Below are 16,544 nucleotides of genomic sequence, written 5' to 3' on the forward strand. Positions count from 1 at the left end.
TGGCTTCACCGTTACGCCCGGAGCGACCCATGGACATCACCCAGCTGATCCTCGACGACCATGCCGAACAGCGCCGGCTGTTCGCGATCATCGAACAGATCGATCCCAAGGACGTGGATGCGCTGAGCGCCGTGTGGCTGAGGCTGTCGGCGTTTCTGGACGTGCACGCCGAGGCCGAGGAGCGGTTCTTCTATCCCGACCTGATGAAGCTGGGCGAGGGCGCCAACGACGCCGAGGACGGCACGGTCGAGGGCGAGACCGAGGACGCCATCGAGGATCACAACAAGCTGCGCGATGCAGTCAAGGCGGTGGAGCAGCAGGAGGTGGGAACCAAGGCCTGGTTCGACGCCGTGGGCGAGGCGAACGTCGTCAACTCCAAGCACATGGGCGAAGAGGAACGGCAGGGCCTGACCGACTTCCGCATCAATGCGGACATCGAGACGCGCCATGCGCTGGCGGTCAGGTTCGCCGCCTTCGAGGCCGAGCACATCACGGGGATCAAGCCGGTGAACAAGGACCCCGAGTCCTATGTCGAGAAGCACGGCTGACCGCCAGCCTGCGAACAGGTTGTCGCAGGACTGTCCGCCTACGGAACATGCGGTCGCGTCGCGCGGTTGAAGGCGGATGAATATGGGCAATCTGGAAGGCGCGGTGTTGCCGATCCTCGGCGCGGTGACCGCGGGCGGGGTGATCGGTTTCGAGCGGGAATGGCGTGGGCGGGCGGCGGGCCTGAGGACACATATCCTAGTCAGCCTCGCCTCGGCCCTGCTGATGCTGGCGGCCATGTCGCAGGCGGACTGGGCGTTCCGCGCCCTGCCGGACGAGAACATCGTCACCGATCCGACTCGGATGGCGCATGGCGTGCTGACGGGGATCGGCTTTCTCTGTGCGGGGGTGATCTTCCGCACCGGGTTTTCGATCCACGGCCTGACGACGGCGGCGTCGCTGTGGATCACATCGGCCATCGGCCTGTTATTCGGGGCGGGGCTCTATGCCCTGGGGGCGGCGGCGACCGGGGTCACGGCGGTGATCCTGATCGGGTTCAAACTGATCAATGCAAGACTGCCGGCGAGGACGGTGGTGGATGTCCTGGTGTGCTGGGAACGGCGTGAGGTCTCGCCCGAGCCGGCGGTGGAGGCGGCGCTGAAGACGGTGGATCCGACCGCCCGTCACGACCGGTTCGAGCTGATCGAGGCGGGACGGATCGTGCGTCGCACCTGGCGACTGCAGGCGGCGACCGAGGACGAGCTGAGACGGCTGGCGGAACGGCTGTGCGCCGTGCCGGGCGTGACTGGCTACAGCCTGGACCCGCGCGACGACTGAAAACCGTTCATTGCCCGATAACCCTCTTTGCGGCATGAGGGGAACGGATGGCGAACGAACCTGTCAGAATCATCGGCCTTGACCCCGGTCTGCGACGCACCGGCTGGGGGGTGATCGTGTCCGACGGGGCGCGCCTGAGGTGGGTGGCGCACGGGGTGGTGACACCGCCGGAGAGCGCGCCGTTCAGCGATCGGCTGCTGCATCTGTTCGAGGCGCTGGGCGTCATCTGCGCCGACCACGGCTGCGAGGAGGCGGCGGTGGAAGAGGTGTTCGTCAATGTGAACCCGTCCTCGACGCTGAAGCTGGGCCATGCGCGTGCGGCGGTGATGCTGGCTCCGGCCAAGCTGGGGCTGACGGTGGCGGAATATTCGCCGAACCTAATCAAGAAGGCGGTGGTGGGCGCGGGGCACGCGGACAAGAGCCAGATCGCCTTCATGATCAAGCGGCTGCTGCCGACGGCCGGCGACGTGAAGGCGGATGCGGCGGACGCGCTGGCCGTGGCGGTCACCCATGCGCAACTGAGGAAACGGTCCTTGCTGGAAGCGATGCATCGGGGGGCGGCATGATCGGGCGTTTGCGTGGCGTGCTGGCCGAGGTTGGGGAGGCGGAGTGCCTGATCGACTGTGCGGGCGTGGGCTATGTCGTGGCGTGCGGCGCGCGGACCCTGGGGCGGTTGCCGGCGCCGGGCGATGAGGCGACGGTGCATGTGCATTCGCAGTGGAGCGAGGATGCGGGGCCGCGCCTGTACGGGTTCCTGACGCGCGACGAACGGCGGGCCTTCACGACCCTGCTGGCCATCCAGGGGGTGGGTCCGAAGGCGGCGCTGGCGGTGCTGGACGTGCTGCCGCCGGGCGAACTGGCGGGGGCCGTGGCGCGCGAGGATAAGGCGGCCGTGGCGCGCGCCAATGGCGTGGGGCCGAAACTGGCGTTGAGGATCGTGACCGAGCTGAAGGGCAAGCCGCTGGGCGACGTCAGTTTTGCGCCGACCGCGCCGGGGATGCATGTCGAGATCGCGCCGCCTGCGCCGTCCATCACCGGCGAGGCGGTGTCGGCCCTGCTGGGGCTGGGCGTAGCCGAGGTCAATGCGCGCCGGGCCGTGGATCAGGCGCTGATCCGGCTGGGCGAAGAGGCGGAACTGTCGGCGGTGATCCGGGCGGCCCTGCAGGAGTTGGGGCGGTGAGGGGGTTCTGTCCGCCTCTCGACCTTGAGAGCCTGCGCGTTTCCGGCAGCCCCCTCATCCGTCTCGCTCCGCGAGCCACCTTCTCCCCCGAGGGGAGAAGGGTCGGAGGTTTCGAATGACCCGCGTCATCTCTCCAGAAGCCGAAACGGGCGAAGCCTTCGACCGCGCCCTGCGGCCGCAGACCCTGTCGGAGTTCGTCGGGCAATCGCAGGCCAAGGGCAATCTGAAGGTCTTCATCGATGCGGCGCGGGGGCGGGCCGAGGCGCTTGATCATGTGCTGCTGTTCGGACCGCCGGGGCTGGGCAAGACGACGCTGGCGCAGATCGTGGCGCGCGAACTGGGCGTGGGTTTCCGGGCGACGTCGGGGCCGATCCTGGCCAAGGCCGGCGATCTGGCGGCGATCCTGACCAATCTGGAGCCGCGCGATGTCCTGTTCATCGACGAGATCCACCGACTGAGCCCCAACGTCGAGGAGATTCTTTATCCGGCCATGGAGGACCATGTGCTGGACCTGATCATCGGCGAGGGACCGTCGGCGCGCTCGGTGCGGATCGACCTGGCGCCCTTCACTCTGGTGGGGGCGACGACGCGGGCCGGCCTGCTGGCGACGCCGCTGAGGGACCGGTTCGGGATTCCGCTGCGGCTGGAGTTCTATTCGGCCGACGAACTGACGGCGGTGGTGCGCGGCACGGCGCGCAAGATGGGCGCGGCCATCGACGAGGCGGGCGCGCGCGAGATCGCGTCGCGGGCGCGCGGCACGCCGCGGATCGCCGGGCGTCTGCTGCGCCGGGTGCGGGATTTCGCCTCCGCCGAAGGGGCGGAGACGATCTCCAAACTGGTGGCGGCGCGCGCGTTGGCGCGGCTGGAGGTGGACGAGGCCGGGCTGGACAGTCTGGACCGGCGGTTCCTGAGGGCGCTGATCGAGAACTACGGCGGCGGGCCGGTGGGGATGGACACGCTGGCGGCCGCCATCGCCGAGGCGCGCGACGCGGTCGAGGACGTGATCGAACCCTATCTGCTGCAACAGGGCTTCATAATGCGCACCCCGCGCGGACGCGTCGCCTGCGCCAAGGCCTATGCGCACCTGGGCCTGAGCGCGCCTGCGCCGCCGGCCGCCGGGCCGATACCGGGCGACCTGTTCGAATAGGCGGTTGCCAAGAGGGGCGGGCGGGGGTTTGCTGTCGGTGAACCGGAGCCGTCCCATGATCCTGCGCAGCCTGGCCTTGATGGCCCTCGCCACCGGCCTGACGGCCCTGGCGCCCGCCCCCGCGCGGGCCGCAGCGCCCGTCTTCACCGACAAGGCCTGTCCGGCCGACTGGCCGAGCGACGTGCGCGAGGTGCGGTGCGGAACCCTGACGGTGGATGAGGCGCGCGACGGGTCCAGCGACCGGCGGATCGGCGTGGCCGTGGTGATCCTGAAGGCCAGCCAGCCGTTCAAGGACGCCTCGGACCAGTTTCTACCGCCCATGGTCATGTTCCACGGCGGACCTGGCGGGGCGTTGACGCCCGCAGTTGGCGGCATGCTGAGGGCCCTGTCGCAGCGGCCGGACCTGATGGCGGTGGACCAGGACGTGATCCTGTTCGACCAGAGGGGCGGCGGGGCGAGCGATCCGTCGATGGACTGTCCCGGGGTGCAACTGACCGACGCCGGGCCGCCTTCGGACGCCGACCGCGACGGGCTGATCGCCTGTCTGAAGGGATATCAGGCCGAGGGCGTCGATCTGAACCAGTACAACGCCGCCGTCATCGCCGACGATGTGAAGGACATGGTCCAGGCGTTGGGCATTTCCAAGATCGACCTTTGGGGCGGGTCCTATGGGCCGCGCATTGAGGCCGCCGTCATCACCCACCAGCCGCAGATCGTGCGCGCCGCAGTGATGGACAGCCCCTGGCCGCCCGAGGGCAACTGGGCCGTCGGCACGCCCGAACAGGTGTCGGCGGCGGTGAAGATCATCCTGGCCAAATGCGCGGCCCAGGCCGCGTGCGGGGCGCGCCATCCCGACCTTCAGGCGCGGTTCGAGGCCGAGGCGCGCAAATGGTTGGCGGGGCCGGTGACAGGCAAGGACGGGCGGACCTTCAACGTCGACGATCTGTCAGCCTTTCTGATGGACACCACCTATGACCGCGCCGGCGTGCGTCGCCTGCCGGCTGATCTGGACGCCATCATCGCCGGCGACCTGAGCCCCGTGGCTGAGATCGCCGAAGACCGAACCTATTACACCGAGGGCCAGCATATGGCGCATCTGTGCAAGGAGGAGCTGCCGTTCGAATCCAAGGCGCGGCTTGCGGCGGGGGCGGCGGGCGATCCGGTGGCGCAGGTGCTGGTCCCGTCGCTGTCGCGCCTGTTCGATGTGTGCGACGCGGTGGGCGAGCGCCCGGCCGATCCGATCGAGAATGCGCCGGTCACGACCGACATCCCGACCCTGTTCGTCGCCGCCGAGATCGATCCGGGCTGTCCGCCGCCCCTGACCGAGGCGGCCGCCAAGGGCTATTCCGACAGCCAGGTGGTGATCGTGACCAACGCCACCCACGGGGTTATCAACGCCAGCACCTGCACGCGAAAGATGGCCCGCGACTTCCTGCGTGATCCGTCCAAGCCCGTGGATCGCAGTTGCCTGCCCGCCGCCGATACGCCGTTGGACTTCATCGAAGCGACGCCGTCGGCCGCATGATCGGGGACCGGACGCTCTCTCAGCGGCAATGGATGGCGGCGGCGGTCGTCATGGTCGTCGTGCTGGGCGTCGGGCTGTGGCTGATGACCAGTCGGCCCCGCATCGCCGCGCCGGAACAGGCCTCGGTGCGGGTAGAACGCCAGCTGCATACGCAGCTGGGGCCGGGCGCCGAGCTGCGCTACGCCGAGGCGGGCCAGAGACGGGGAATGTGCGGCTATGTCGGAAGAGGCCCTGGCCAGCCGCCGGTCGGGTTCGTGTCGATCCCCAACCGCATCCTGTTCAGCGACGATCCCCTGCCGACCGAATTCCGCGAGATGCGCCAGCGATATTGTCCCGGCTTCATGCAGGGGCCTCCGCAACCGGCCGCCGTGCGCTAGACTGAGGCCATGAACGACGATCTTCCCACCGCCGGCCGTTTTGAGGGGCGAGACCACCTGTTGCCAGTGCGCGTCTATTACGAGGACACCGATTTCACCGGCCTGGTCTATCACGCCAACTATGTGCGCTATTTCGAGCGGGGGCGGTCCGACTTCCTGCGCGCCATAGGCGTGGGCCATTCGGACCTGCTGGGGGAAGACCAGCCCCTGGCCTTCGTGGTGGCCGAACTGAACATCAAATATCTGAAGCCTGCGCGGATCGACGACGCCCTTGTGGTGCGCACGATCTACGAAGAGGTGAAGGGCGTGCGGCTGATGATCCGCCAGAGCGTGGAGCGGGCGGGCGAGGTGCTGTGCCGGGCCGAGGTGACGGCGGTCTGCATCCATCTGGATGGCCGGCCGCGCCGACCTTCCAAGGGGCTGATCGAGAAGGTGACGCCGTGGCTGGCGAAGAGCCGGACCCCAGACTAGGATCGCGTGAACGAGGGGAAACGTTGTGGCTGCAGAAACCTACAAGATGTCCGCCAGCGCGGTGATCGTCACGGTCCTGCTGTTCCTGCTGCTGGTCGGCGGCGGGCTGGTGGGCTGTCCGTATTACAAGGTCTGGGAACGCAAGATGGCGGGCCAAGCCGAGCTGCAATACCAGAAGGGCGCGCGTCAGGCGTTGATCGCTCAGGCGGCCGCCGAGGACGAGGCGGCGATCAAGCGGGCCGAGGCGGCGACGCGCCGGGTGCTGGGCTGGACCGACGCGGCCAAGCGCGGCTGCGCGGCCCTGGGGCGCGAGGGCGACCGGGTTTGCGAGGAGCAGCTGGTGCGCGACGCGGCCACCTATTCCATCGCCAAGGAGGGCCATGAGGGCGTGATCATCAGCGTCGGGGCGCCGGTGTCCGTGGCGGTCGATCCGAGCCGTAGATCGGGCGCGGAATAACCCTTCGTTAACCCTTATGACGCGCCTGTCAGATGACGGGCGGTCGGGTCGGAGCTAAACGGGCCGGACGCCACACAATGGTCACGTCCGCTGGGTCGAAGAGGACGTGAGCGAACTCGATTCCGCCCGGAGCGCCTGAATGACCATGCCCGTCGACGCCTCGATGATGAACCCCGTCGAGCTGTTCATGACCGCCGATTGGGTGGTGAAGACGGTGATGATCGGTCTGGCGGCGGCCTCGATCTGGTCGTGGACCATCATCATCGACAAGGCGGTGCGCTTCACGGCGCTGAACAAACAGGCCGACGACTTCGAAAAGGCGGTCCAGTCGGGCCGGTCGCTGGAGGACGTCGCGGCCCAGGCCGGCCCGCAGCCGGACCACGCCCTGCCGCGCATGCTGGTGATCGCCCTGTCGGACTGGCGCGAGGCGCGTCAGCGCGGGGCGCTGAACGAACACCAGGGCGACCTGTTGATGGTGCGCATCGACAAGGCGATGAACAGCCTGATCACGCGCGAGAGTCAAAGGATCGAGGGCGGGCTGGGCGTGCTGTCGGTGGTGGCGACCGCCTCGCCCTTCATCGGCCTGTTCGGCACGGTGTGGGGGATCATGAATGCGTTCGGCCGTATCGCGGCGGCGGGCAACACCAATCTGACGACGGTGGCGCCGGCCATTGCGGAGGCCCTGTTCGCCACGGCCATCGGCCTGGCGGCGGCCATTCCGGCCTATATCGCCTACAACAAGTTCTCCATCGACGCGGGCAAGTTCTCGAACCGGCTGGAGGCGTTTGCGGACGACCTGCAGGCCGCCGTGGCGCGGCGCCTGGGCAGTCCCTCTGCGCCGCCGCCTCCGCCCGTGGCGTCCAGCGACCTCAGCCTGAAGCGGGGCGGCTGAACCATGGCGTTGGGCGGTGGTTCGAGCGGCGGTGGGGGACGACGCGGCCGGCGGGGGCGAAAGGGGCCCCTGACCGAGATCAACGTCACGCCCCTGGTGGATGTGATGCTGGTGCTGCTGATCATCTTCATGATCTCGGCGCCCCTGCTGACGGTCGGGGTGCCGGTCGAACTGCCCAAGACCGAGGCCAGTGCGGTCGAGATCAAGTCGGAACCCCTGTCGGTCAGCATCGACCAGCAGGGCGCCATCTTCGTCGGCGACAGCGAGACGGCGTTCGACGCCCTGTCGACGCGCCTGTTGACCGAGGCCGGCGGCGCGGAACAGGCGGCCGAGCGGCCGGTATTCGTGCGGGCCGACGGACGTGCGCCCTATCAGGCGGTGGCGCGGGTGATGGCGCGGCTCAGCGCCTCGGGCTTCACCAAGCTGAACCTGATCACCGACACGGCGCCGGAGGCCTGAGCCCCTTTGCGTCGTCCGAGCCCCGCGATCCTCGGATCCCTCGCCCTGCATGCCGGGGTGATCGCGCTCGCCTTCGTGACGGTCTCGCACAAGACCGAGGATGAAACGCCGCTGGTGGCCTCGGTTCCGGTGTCCATCGTGTCGGAAGAGGTCGTCCAGGCCGCCGCCGCCGACAATCCCCAGCCCGAACCGTCGCCCGACGACGCCGCGACCGCGCCGGTGCAGCAGCCTGATCCGGTTCCGCCGACGCCTGAGCCGACACCGCCTCAGCCCGCGCCGCGTCCTTCGCCGACGCCCCCTCGACCCACGCCAGCACGCCCCACGCCCGCCCCGACGCCTACGCCGCGTCCGACCCCGCCGCGTCCGACGCCTCCCCGGCCCCAGCCGCCGTCGGCCAAGCCCCCGACCAAGGCCCCGACCAATCCGCGCCCGTCGACCCCAGCGCCCGCCCGTCCGGCGCCGCAACGGCCCGAGCCGAGCCTGGACTTGGACGCCTTGGCCGGACCGACGCGCCCGAACAACAATCGCGGCCGCCCTGCGACGGGGCAGACCGGCAGCGGAGCCGCCAGCCGTGCGACCGGCCCGCAGTTGGCCGCTCTCGGCGCTCAGGTCACCCCGAACTGGAATCTGAACTGCGACCTGCCTGGCATGGATTCGCTGGTCATACGCGTGACCGTGCGACTGACGGCGGGCGGTCAGATCGTCGGCACGCCTCGGCTGGAGCAGCCGCGCACCGATGCGACGGGACGGGCCGCCTCCGACGCCATGCTGCGCGCGCTTCGCGCCACCGCCCCCTTTGACGTACCGGCGGGCTTCCAGGCTCAGGAAGTGCCGTTCCGGTTCGAAACCGCACGCCAATGTGGAAATCGCTAGGGTGTCGGTCCGAAAATAAGCCCCATTCGCCATGAAGCGTGGCGAAACCGATACGACCTGCCGATAAGGGTCGAACGTGTCTCTGGACTGCCGAGGGAAACAACCATGCGTCTGAACCTTCTTATGGCCTCCGCCGCCGTCATCGTGACGGCCGGCGCTCTGGTGCAAAGCTCCGTCCAGGCGCAGGCAGCCATGCCCGCCGCCTCAGGCCAGACCCAGGATGTCGTGGTCGATCAAGGCGTGCTGCGGCCGTTGCAGATCGCCATCGTGCCGTTCACCGGCGACCACGGGTCGGACATCACCGGGGTGGTCAGCGCCAATCTGAGGCGGTCGGGCTTCTTCGAGCCGCTGAACCCGGCCAGTTTCATCGAGACGGGGCTGACGCTGGCCAATGCGCCGAACTTTCCGCAGTGGACCCAGATCGGGGCGCAGGCGGTGCTGTACGGCGGGGTGACGACGCGGGGCGACGGGCGGCTGGACGTGGGCTTTCGCCTGTATGATCCGTATCGCCAGTGCCAGCTGGTCAGCTATCAGTTCACCGCGACCCAGGAGCAGTGGCGCCGGATCGGGCACAAGATTTCGGACGTCATCTATCAGCGGATGACGGGCGAGAGCGGCTTCTTCGATTCCCGCGTGATCTTCGTGTCCGAGGAGGGCACGCAGCTGAACCGGATCAACCGCCTGACCATCGCCGACCAGGACGGGTTCAACCCGACCTATCTGACGCAGGGCGACGAGGTTATCATGTCGCCGCGCTTTTCCTTGTCGCAGCCGGACGAGATCACCTATGTGGCGCTGGGCAAGGATTACAGCCGCATCTATCTGTACAATCTGACGACCGGCCGGCGTGAAAGCCTGGGCGAGTTCGACGGTCAGGTGCTGGCGCCGCGCTTCTCCAACGACGGCAACCGGATCGCGTTTTCGATCATCCGGGGCGGCAATACCGACGTCTATGTGATGGATCTGCGCAGCCGCCAGATCACGCGCCTGACCAATGATCCCGGCATCGACACCTCGCCTTCGTTCAGTCCGGACGGCAGCCAGATCGTCTTCACCTCGGACCGGTCGGGTTCGGCGCGTCTGTATGTGATGCGGTCCGACGGATCGGGCCAGCGACCGATTTCGCGCGGCTCGGGCCTCTATACGGCGCCGTCGTGGAGCCCGACCGGCAATCTGATCGCCTTCACCAAACAGGGCGGCGGCCGGTTCTCGACCGGGGTGATGAACGCCGACGGCTCGGGCGAGCGCATCCTGTCGTCCAGCTATTTCGAGGAAGGCCCCAACTGGGCGCCCAACGGCCGTTACGTCATGTTCGCGCGCCAGACGCGCGGCGGCGACACGCGGCTGTGGACCGTGGACCTGTCGGGCCGGGTGGTGTCGCAGGCGGGGTACAACGGACGGGGCACCGACCCCGCCTGGTCGCCGCTGCTGGACCGCCCGCCGACCAACCTCGGTTTCGGCCAGGGCGCCGACAGCTGCCCGGCCTGAGCCCCGCCCCAGCAGGGGGAGCCTTTAAGCTCAACAGTGCGTTATCGCCTCTGGCGCCTGCAAGTCGCCCAAGGCAGACAGTAAGGCCACGCTTGAGGTCCCCCGCCTCGCATAAGAAACACCGTCAGGAGACGACCCCATGAAGACTTCCCGCATTCTGAAGCTGGCGATGGTGGGCTGCGCCGTCGCCGCCATGGCCGCCTGCACCCGCAAGCCGCCCGTGGACACCGGCGTGCCCGGCCCGGACGCCGGCACGACGCAGCCGACGGGCCCCGCCTATCCGACCGCGCCGACCGGCCCCGTCACCGGTGGAAACATGGGTTCGGCCGCGCCGGGAACCGAACAGGACTTCGTCGTCAACGTCGGCGACCGCATCTATTTCGACCTCGACAGCTATGAGGTCCGTCCCGAGGCCATGCCGCGCCTGGACGCCCAAGCCCAGTGGCTGCAGCGTTATCCGTCGGTGACGATCCGCATCGAAGGCAACGCCGACGAACGCGGCACGCGCGAATACAATCTGGCGCTCGGCGCCCGCCGCGCGGAATCGGTGCGCACCTATCTGATCAACCGCGGCATTCCGGCGGGCCGGATCGACACCATCAGCTTCGGCAAGGAGCGTCCGATCGCCGAAGGCTCGACCGAGGAATCCTTCGCGCGCAACCGCAACGCCCACACCGCCATCGTGTCGGGCGCGCCGCGCTAAGCAGCGAAAAAAGGCTGATCTGAAGAGAGGTGTCGGCGAAGGCCGGCGCCTCTTTTCGTCTGGGCGCTTGTCCTGACGGCGGCGCGGCGGCAGAACGCTGCTCTGGCGTTGGGGGATGACCAAGATGGATATCGAAGGTGCGGGCGGCGTCGTGACGGGCGGCCTGATCGCGGGAGCGATCGAGAAGCCGACGGGCAAGGCCGGCGAGGTCCACGCGCACGGCGTCTGTTCCGACTGCGGCGCCGAGACCAGCGGCAACTTCTGCGCCAACTGCGGCCAGCCGACCCATGTCCACCGCAGCCTGCTGCACCTGGGCGAGGAACTGCTGCACGGGGTGATGCATTTCGACGCCCGCATCTGGCGGACCCTGCCGTTGCTGTGGCTGAACCCCGGCCGGCTGACGCGTGAGTGGGTCCAAGGGCGGCGGACGCGCTATGTCTCGCCGCTGGCGATCTTCCTGTTCACCCTGTTCGTGATGTTCTTCGCGCTCAGCTTCATGCCGCACCCGGAATCCAAGACCGGCGAGGCGGATGTGCAGCAGCGGATCGCGGCCGAGCGGACGGGGCTGACGGAGGCCGAAAAGGCGCTGGCGCAGTTGCGCGCCGACAGCGGCGCCCAGCCCGATCGGGCCACGCAGATCGCGCTGACCGCGGGACAGAAGCTGGTGGATGATCGGCGCGCGTCGCTGACGCGACTGGAGGCCGACGAGCGCGACGGGCGCGCCGACGGTCTGACGCCCGGCAGCTGGCAGGCGGGCATCAAGGATATGGCGACCGGCGAGAGCGGCGAGACCAAGCTGAAAGTCATGGGCCAGGACGCCCACAAGGAAGGCCACGGGGTCGGGGCGACGGTGCTGAAGAAGCTGCAGAACCCGGACCTGGCGCTCTACAAGTTGCAGCAGACGATGTACAAATTCGCCTTCCTGCTGGTGCCCTTGTCGATCCCGTTCGTGGCCCTGCTGTTCCTGTGGAAGCGCGGCTTCACCCTGTACGATCACGGGGTGTTCGTCCTGTATTCGCTGACCTTCATGGCCATGTTGCTGATGCTGATGGTGCTGGCGGCGACGTTCGCAGGCGGGCTGGGGCGGTTCGTCATCTTTGCGGGCATGCTGGCGGTCCCGGCCCATATGTTCGCCCAGATGAAGGGCGCCTATTCGCTGTCCATCTTCTCGGCCCTGTGGCGGACGACGGCCTTGCTGGTGTTCTGCAACATCGTCATCGGCCTGTTCGTCACGGCCATCGTCTATCTGGGTCTGGGGCATTAGGCGGGGACGCGGAAGACCGGCCTTGCGGCGGCCCCAAATCGGTGAAAGCTAGAGGGCATGACGAAGCTCTCCCTTTCCCGCACCCACGCCCTGATCGCCGCCGCTGTCGGGGTCGTCCTGATGGGCGGCGCCGCGGTCGCCCAGCAGGCCCAGCCCAACATCATGGAGCGGACCCAGTGGGACAACCGTCGGCTGGAGCAGCTGGACCGCAATGTGCGTCGGCTTGAACGCGCCCTGACCCAGAGGAATGCCGCCGGCCAGCCGGTGCTGGTGGAGCCGGACCCGGAGGTGGTGACGTTGCAGGGGCAGTTCGCCCTGATGGATCGGCGCCTGGGCGACCTGGAGGCCACGGTGCGGCGCATCAACGGCGACAATGAGCGGCTGACCTTCCAGCTGGACGAGGCCACGCGCGACAACACCGCCCTGACCGCACGCCTGACCCAGGCGGAGGCCCGTCTCGAGGCGCTGGAAACGGCGGCCGAGCTGAACGCGCCGATCGAGGCGGACTCGCCGACCGGCGACGCGGGGCAGGATCTGGCGGCGGCGGTGCGTCTGCTGGGCAGCGACCGGCCGCGCGGCGAGCGGGCGCTGGAGACGGTGATCGCGGCCTGGCCCGACACGCCGCAATCGCGCGAGGCGAACTCGCGCCTGGGCGACCTGCGGGTCGCGGCCAACGACAAGGCGGGGGCTGTGCCCTATTACGCCGCTGCGCTGAAGGACTGGCCGCGCATCGGCTGGGCGGCGGACACGACGCTGAAACTGGCCGACGCCCTGTTCGCCACGGATCGCAAGACGCAAGGGTGCGCGGCGCTAGGCGAGTTCACGCGCCGCTATGCGCCCGCCGCCTCGGACCCGCAAAAGGCGCGGGCGGCGCAGTTGAAGACGACGGGCGGGTGCAGCTGAGGTTCGATGACGCGCTGAAGGCGCGGGTCTTCGCGCGGCTGGACGCGCGACTGACCCGAGACACCGGGCGGCCGGTCGCGCTGGCCCTGTCGGGCGGCGGGGATTCCATCGCCCTGTTGCGGCTGGCGAGCGACTGGGCGCGGGAGAGGGGGCGGCCGGTGCTGGCCCTGACGGTGGATCACGGGCTGAACCCCGCCAGCGGCGGCTGGACCGCATTCGCCGAAGACGCCGCGCGGGCGGCGGGGGCGGACTGGCGCGGGCTGAGCTGGGACGGAGACAAGCCCCTGACCGGCCTGACGGCGGCGGCGCGGGCGGCGCGGCATGGGCTGATCGCGGATGCGGCGCGCGAGGCGGGCGCGCGGGTCGTGCTGTTCGCCCACACCGCTGATGACATCGCCGAGGCGGACCTGATGCGCAGCGAAGGCTCGACCCTGGGGCGGCTGCGCGAATGGTCGCCGTCGCCGGCCTGGCCGCAGGGGCGGGGACTGATGCTGCTGCGGCCCCTGCTGGGCGAGCGGCGGGCGGTGTTGCGGGACTGGCTTTTGCAGCAGGGGGCGGACTGGATCGAGGACCCCGCCAACGCCGATCCGAGATTCGGACGCAGCCGGGCGCGGCAGGCGTTGGCGGGGTCTGCTCCGCAGGCAATGGACGATGCACGGGCGCAGGTCGGCGGACGGCCCACGATGGACGGCGAGGCGATGGCAAGGGTGGCCCGCAACATTGGGGCGCGGGCGATGGCGGCGGCCCTGGTTTGCTTCGGGGGCGGGGCGACGCCGCCGAGGGGCCCGCGGCTGCAAGGTCTGATGGCGCGGTTGAAAACGGGCGAGGACTTCGCAGCGACCCTGTGCGGCGCCCGCATCGAGGCGGCCGGCGATGAAGTGCGGGTCATGCGCGAGGCGGGCGAGATGGGGCGGCGGGGGACGGCGCCGCTGGTGCTGGCACCCGGCGTCGAGGCGGTGTGGGAGGGGCGGTTCGCCTTTCGCGCCGAACAGGCCGGCTGGTCGGTCGTGGCTACGCGGGGGCGGCTGGCGGGCCTGTCGGACGCCGATCGGGCCGAGATCAATCGCCTGCCGGCGGCGACGCGGGGAGCCTGGCCTGTGTTGATCAGGGACGGGGCTCTGGCGCCGGTTCTTGCAGGCGAGGGGGTCGAACGGCGCGCGCTTGTCGCGGAACGGCTCAGGCTGGCGCTGGACGAAACGACGCACGAAGACGACCTGATTTCCGCCGCGCAATAGCGTAACGCCACGGAAGCTCCTATTTTCCGTGACAGACATTCCAGACCGTCGGCCCATCCGGGTCCGCGGACGACCGAGGACCTCAATGAACCTGCGTAATCTGGCCGTTACCGGCGTGATCATCATGGTGCTGCTGGCGGGCTATGCGATGCTTTCGCAGGGCGGCGCCATGACCGGCGTGGGCGGCCAGCCGGCCGGCGGCCGTCCCGAAGAAGTCAGCTATTCCCAACTGGTGCAGCGGGTCGAGGCCGGCGACGTCAAACAGGTGACGGTGCGGCTGGACAAGGTGAACGGCGAGTTCAAGAACGGCCAGCGCTTCACCTCCACCACCGTCTATCCCAACGAACAGCTGATGAACGCCATGCTGGCGGCGAACGTCGAGATCGACGCCAAGTCGGGCGGCCAGTCGATCTGGATGAGCCTGCTGCTGGGCATCCTGCCGATCGCGCTGCTGATCGGGGTGTGGATCTTCTTCATGCGCCAGATGCAGGGCGGGGCGAAGGGCGCCATGGGCTTCGGCAAGTCCAAGGCCAAGCTGCTGACCGAGCACAAGGGCCGCAAGACCTTTGACGACGTCGCCGGCGTGGACGAGGCCAAGGACGAACTGCAGGAGGTCGTCGACTTCCTGAAGGATCCGGGCAAGTTCCAGCGTCTGGGCGGCAAGATCCCCAAGGGTGCGCTTCTGGTCGGCCCTCCCGGCACCGGCAAGACGCTGTTGGCCCGCGCGGTCGCAGGCGAGGCGGGCGTGCCCTTCTTCTCGATCTCGGGCTCGGACTTCGTCGAGATGTTCGTCGGCGTCGGCGCGTCGCGGGTTCGCGACATGTTCGAACAGGCCAAGAAGAATGCCCCCTGCATCATCTTCATCGATGAGATCGACGCCGTCGGCCGCCATCGCGGCGCCGGACTGGGCGGCGGCAATGACGAGCGCGAACAGACGCTGAACCAGCTGCTGGTCGAGATGGACGGCTTCGAAGCGTCCGAGAACATCATCCTGATCGCCGCCACCAACCGTCCCGACGTGCTGGACCCGGCCCTGCTGCGTCCCGGCCGTTTCGACCGTCAGGTGGTGGTGCCGAACCCGGACGTCTCGGGCCGCGAACGCATCCTGCGCGTCCACATGAAGGACGTGCCCCTGGCCGCCGACGTCAACGTCAAGACGATCGCGCGCGGCACGCCCGGCTTCTCGGGCGCCGATCTGGCCAATCTGGTCAACGAAGCGGCCCTGACGGCGGCCCGCAAGGACCGTCGCATGGTCACCCACCGCGACTTCGAGGACGCCAAGGACAAGGTGCTGATGGGCGCCGAGCGTCGCTCCATGGCCATGAACGAGGAAGAAAAGCGCCTGACCGCCTATCACGAGGCCGGTCACGCCATCGTCGCCATGAACGTCAAGATGGCCGACCCCGTCCACAAGGCGACCATAGTCCCGCGCGGCCGGGCGCTGGGCATGGTGATGCAGTTGCCGGAAGGCGACCGCTATTCGATGAAATACCAGCAGATGATCGACCGGATCGCCATCATGGCGGGCGGTCGCGTCGCCGAGGAGCTGATCTTCGGCAAGGAGAACATCACCTCGGGCGCCAGCTCCGACATCGAACAGGCGACCAAGCTGGCCCGCGCCATGGTCACGCGCTGGGGCTTCTCCGAGAAGCTGGGCACGGTGGCCTACGGCGAGAACCAGGAAGAGGTCTTCCTGGGCCACTCGGTCGCGCGCAGCCAGAACGTCTCGGAAGAGACGGCGCGCACCATCGACGAAGAGGTTCGTCGTCTGGTGTCCGCAGGCTGGGACGATGCGCGCCACATCCTGACCACCAAGGCTGAAGATCACGAGAAGCTGTCCCAGGCCCTGCTGGAATACGAGACCCTGTCGGGCGAGGAGATCAAGGACCTGCTGGAGAAGGGCGTCGCGCCGAACCGCGACGAGAACAACTTCCCCAATGCCGGACCTTCGGTTTCGGTGCCGGTGACGCCGGTGTCGGACGGAACCGACATCGAAATCCCGGTCGCCGCCCCGGCTGCGACCAGCGTGCCGACGGTTCACTGAACCGAGGTTCAGGATCGAATGAAGGCCCGCCGGGAGAGCGATCTCCCGGCGGGTTTTTCTTTGGGGCGGGCGTCGGGGGCGAGGCGGCGAAGTCGGGGAGATGCCCTGCTCCCACGCCGTCATCCTAGGCCTTGTGCCTAGGATCCATAGACTCAGGCGGTGGTGACGACCGGGCCTCGCCGCCCTGCCTCACTTCATGCACC

18 protein-coding genes are annotated in these 16,544 nt (G+C 68.7%); all 18 read left to right on the top strand.

Annotated elements, in window-relative coordinates:
- Positions 1–29: 29 nt before the first annotated feature.
- The gene (locus ACODSC_RS00090; RefSeq protein ID WP_488810644.1) at positions 30–548 is read left to right on the top strand and encodes a hemerythrin domain-containing protein; all 519 of its coding nucleotides are present in this window, start codon (positions 30–32) and stop codon (positions 546–548) included.
- A gap of 82 nt (positions 549–630) precedes the next feature.
- Positions 631–1,323 (top strand): MgtC/SapB family protein, encoded by a 693-nt coding sequence (locus ACODSC_RS00095; RefSeq protein ID WP_488810646.1) that lies wholly within the window; start codon positions 631–633, stop codon positions 1,321–1,323.
- A 47-nt stretch (positions 1,324–1,370) separates the two neighbouring features.
- Complete coding sequence (gene ruvC, locus ACODSC_RS00100) at positions 1,371–1,889, top strand: crossover junction endodeoxyribonuclease RuvC (protein ID WP_488810648.1); 519 nt, start codon at positions 1,371–1,373, stop codon at positions 1,887–1,889.
- Positions 1,886–2,503, top strand: coding sequence for a Holliday junction branch migration protein RuvA (gene ruvA / locus ACODSC_RS00105; RefSeq protein WP_488810650.1), 618 nt, complete (start codon positions 1,886–1,888; stop codon positions 2,501–2,503). The genes ruvC and ruvA overlap by 4 nt, the downstream gene beginning before the upstream one ends.
- Before the next feature lie 115 nt (positions 2,504–2,618).
- Positions 2,619–3,650, top strand: a complete 1,032-nt coding sequence (ruvB, locus tag ACODSC_RS00110) for a Holliday junction branch migration DNA helicase RuvB (protein ID WP_488810652.1) — start codon at positions 2,619–2,621, stop codon at positions 3,648–3,650.
- A 55-nt stretch (positions 3,651–3,705) separates the two neighbouring features.
- On the top strand, positions 3,706–5,175 hold the full coding sequence (locus ACODSC_RS00115) for an alpha/beta hydrolase (RefSeq protein WP_488810654.1): 1,470 nt from the start codon (positions 3,706–3,708) through the stop codon (positions 5,173–5,175).
- Entirely contained in the window at positions 5,172–5,552 is a 381-nt protein-coding gene (locus tag ACODSC_RS00120; protein WP_488810655.1) for a hypothetical protein, read from the top strand. Before ACODSC_RS00115 ends, ACODSC_RS00120 begins: the two co-directional genes overlap by 4 nt.
- A 9-nt stretch (positions 5,553–5,561) precedes the next feature.
- Entirely contained in the window at positions 5,562–6,023 is a 462-nt protein-coding gene (gene ybgC, locus ACODSC_RS00125; RefSeq protein ID WP_488810657.1) for a tol-pal system-associated acyl-CoA thioesterase, read from the top strand.
- 25 nt (positions 6,024–6,048) lie between these two features.
- Complete coding sequence (locus tag ACODSC_RS00130) at positions 6,049–6,480, top strand: hypothetical protein (protein WP_488810659.1); 432 nt, start codon at positions 6,049–6,051, stop codon at positions 6,478–6,480.
- A 139-nt stretch (positions 6,481–6,619) separates the two neighbouring features.
- Entirely contained in the window at positions 6,620–7,372 is a 753-nt protein-coding gene (gene tolQ / locus ACODSC_RS00135) for a protein TolQ (protein ID WP_476694845.1), read from the top strand.
- 3 nt (positions 7,373–7,375) lie between these two features.
- On the top strand, positions 7,376–7,831 hold the full coding sequence (locus tag ACODSC_RS00140; RefSeq protein WP_409716589.1) for an ExbD/TolR family protein: 456 nt from the start codon (positions 7,376–7,378) through the stop codon (positions 7,829–7,831).
- 6 nt (positions 7,832–7,837) lie between these two features.
- Complete coding sequence (locus ACODSC_RS00145) at positions 7,838–8,704, top strand: hypothetical protein (RefSeq protein WP_488810662.1); 867 nt, start codon at positions 7,838–7,840, stop codon at positions 8,702–8,704.
- Positions 8,705–8,809: 105 nt separating this feature from the next.
- On the top strand, positions 8,810–10,192 hold the full coding sequence (gene tolB, locus ACODSC_RS00150) for a Tol-Pal system beta propeller repeat protein TolB (RefSeq protein ID WP_488810664.1): 1,383 nt from the start codon (positions 8,810–8,812) through the stop codon (positions 10,190–10,192).
- Between the two features lie 139 nt (positions 10,193–10,331).
- Complete coding sequence (gene pal, locus ACODSC_RS00155; protein ID WP_488810666.1) at positions 10,332–10,895, top strand: peptidoglycan-associated lipoprotein Pal; 564 nt, start codon at positions 10,332–10,334, stop codon at positions 10,893–10,895.
- A 115-nt stretch (positions 10,896–11,010) separates the two neighbouring features.
- A complete protein-coding gene (locus ACODSC_RS00160) occupies positions 11,011–12,159 on the top strand; it encodes a DUF3667 domain-containing protein (protein WP_488810668.1) in 1,149 nt (382 codons plus the stop codon).
- 57 nt (positions 12,160–12,216) lie between these two features.
- The gene (locus tag ACODSC_RS00165; RefSeq protein ID WP_488810670.1) at positions 12,217–13,062 is read left to right on the top strand and encodes a tetratricopeptide repeat protein; all 846 of its coding nucleotides are present in this window, start codon (positions 12,217–12,219) and stop codon (positions 13,060–13,062) included.
- Positions 13,053–14,297 carry a tRNA lysidine(34) synthetase TilS gene (tilS, locus tag ACODSC_RS00170; protein WP_488810672.1) on the top strand — a complete coding sequence of 415 codons (1,245 nt, stop codon included), beginning with the start codon at positions 13,053–13,055 and terminating at the stop codon, positions 14,295–14,297. The genes ACODSC_RS00165 and tilS overlap by 10 nt, the downstream gene beginning before the upstream one ends.
- 85 nt (positions 14,298–14,382) lie before the next feature.
- Positions 14,383–16,341 carry an ATP-dependent zinc metalloprotease FtsH gene (gene ftsH, locus ACODSC_RS00175; protein WP_488810674.1) on the top strand — a complete coding sequence of 653 codons (1,959 nt, stop codon included), beginning with the start codon at positions 14,383–14,385 and terminating at the stop codon, positions 16,339–16,341.
- The last annotated feature ends 203 nt before the right edge of the window (positions 16,342–16,544 follow it).

This window comes from Brevundimonas sp. FG128, from assembly GCF_057809775.1.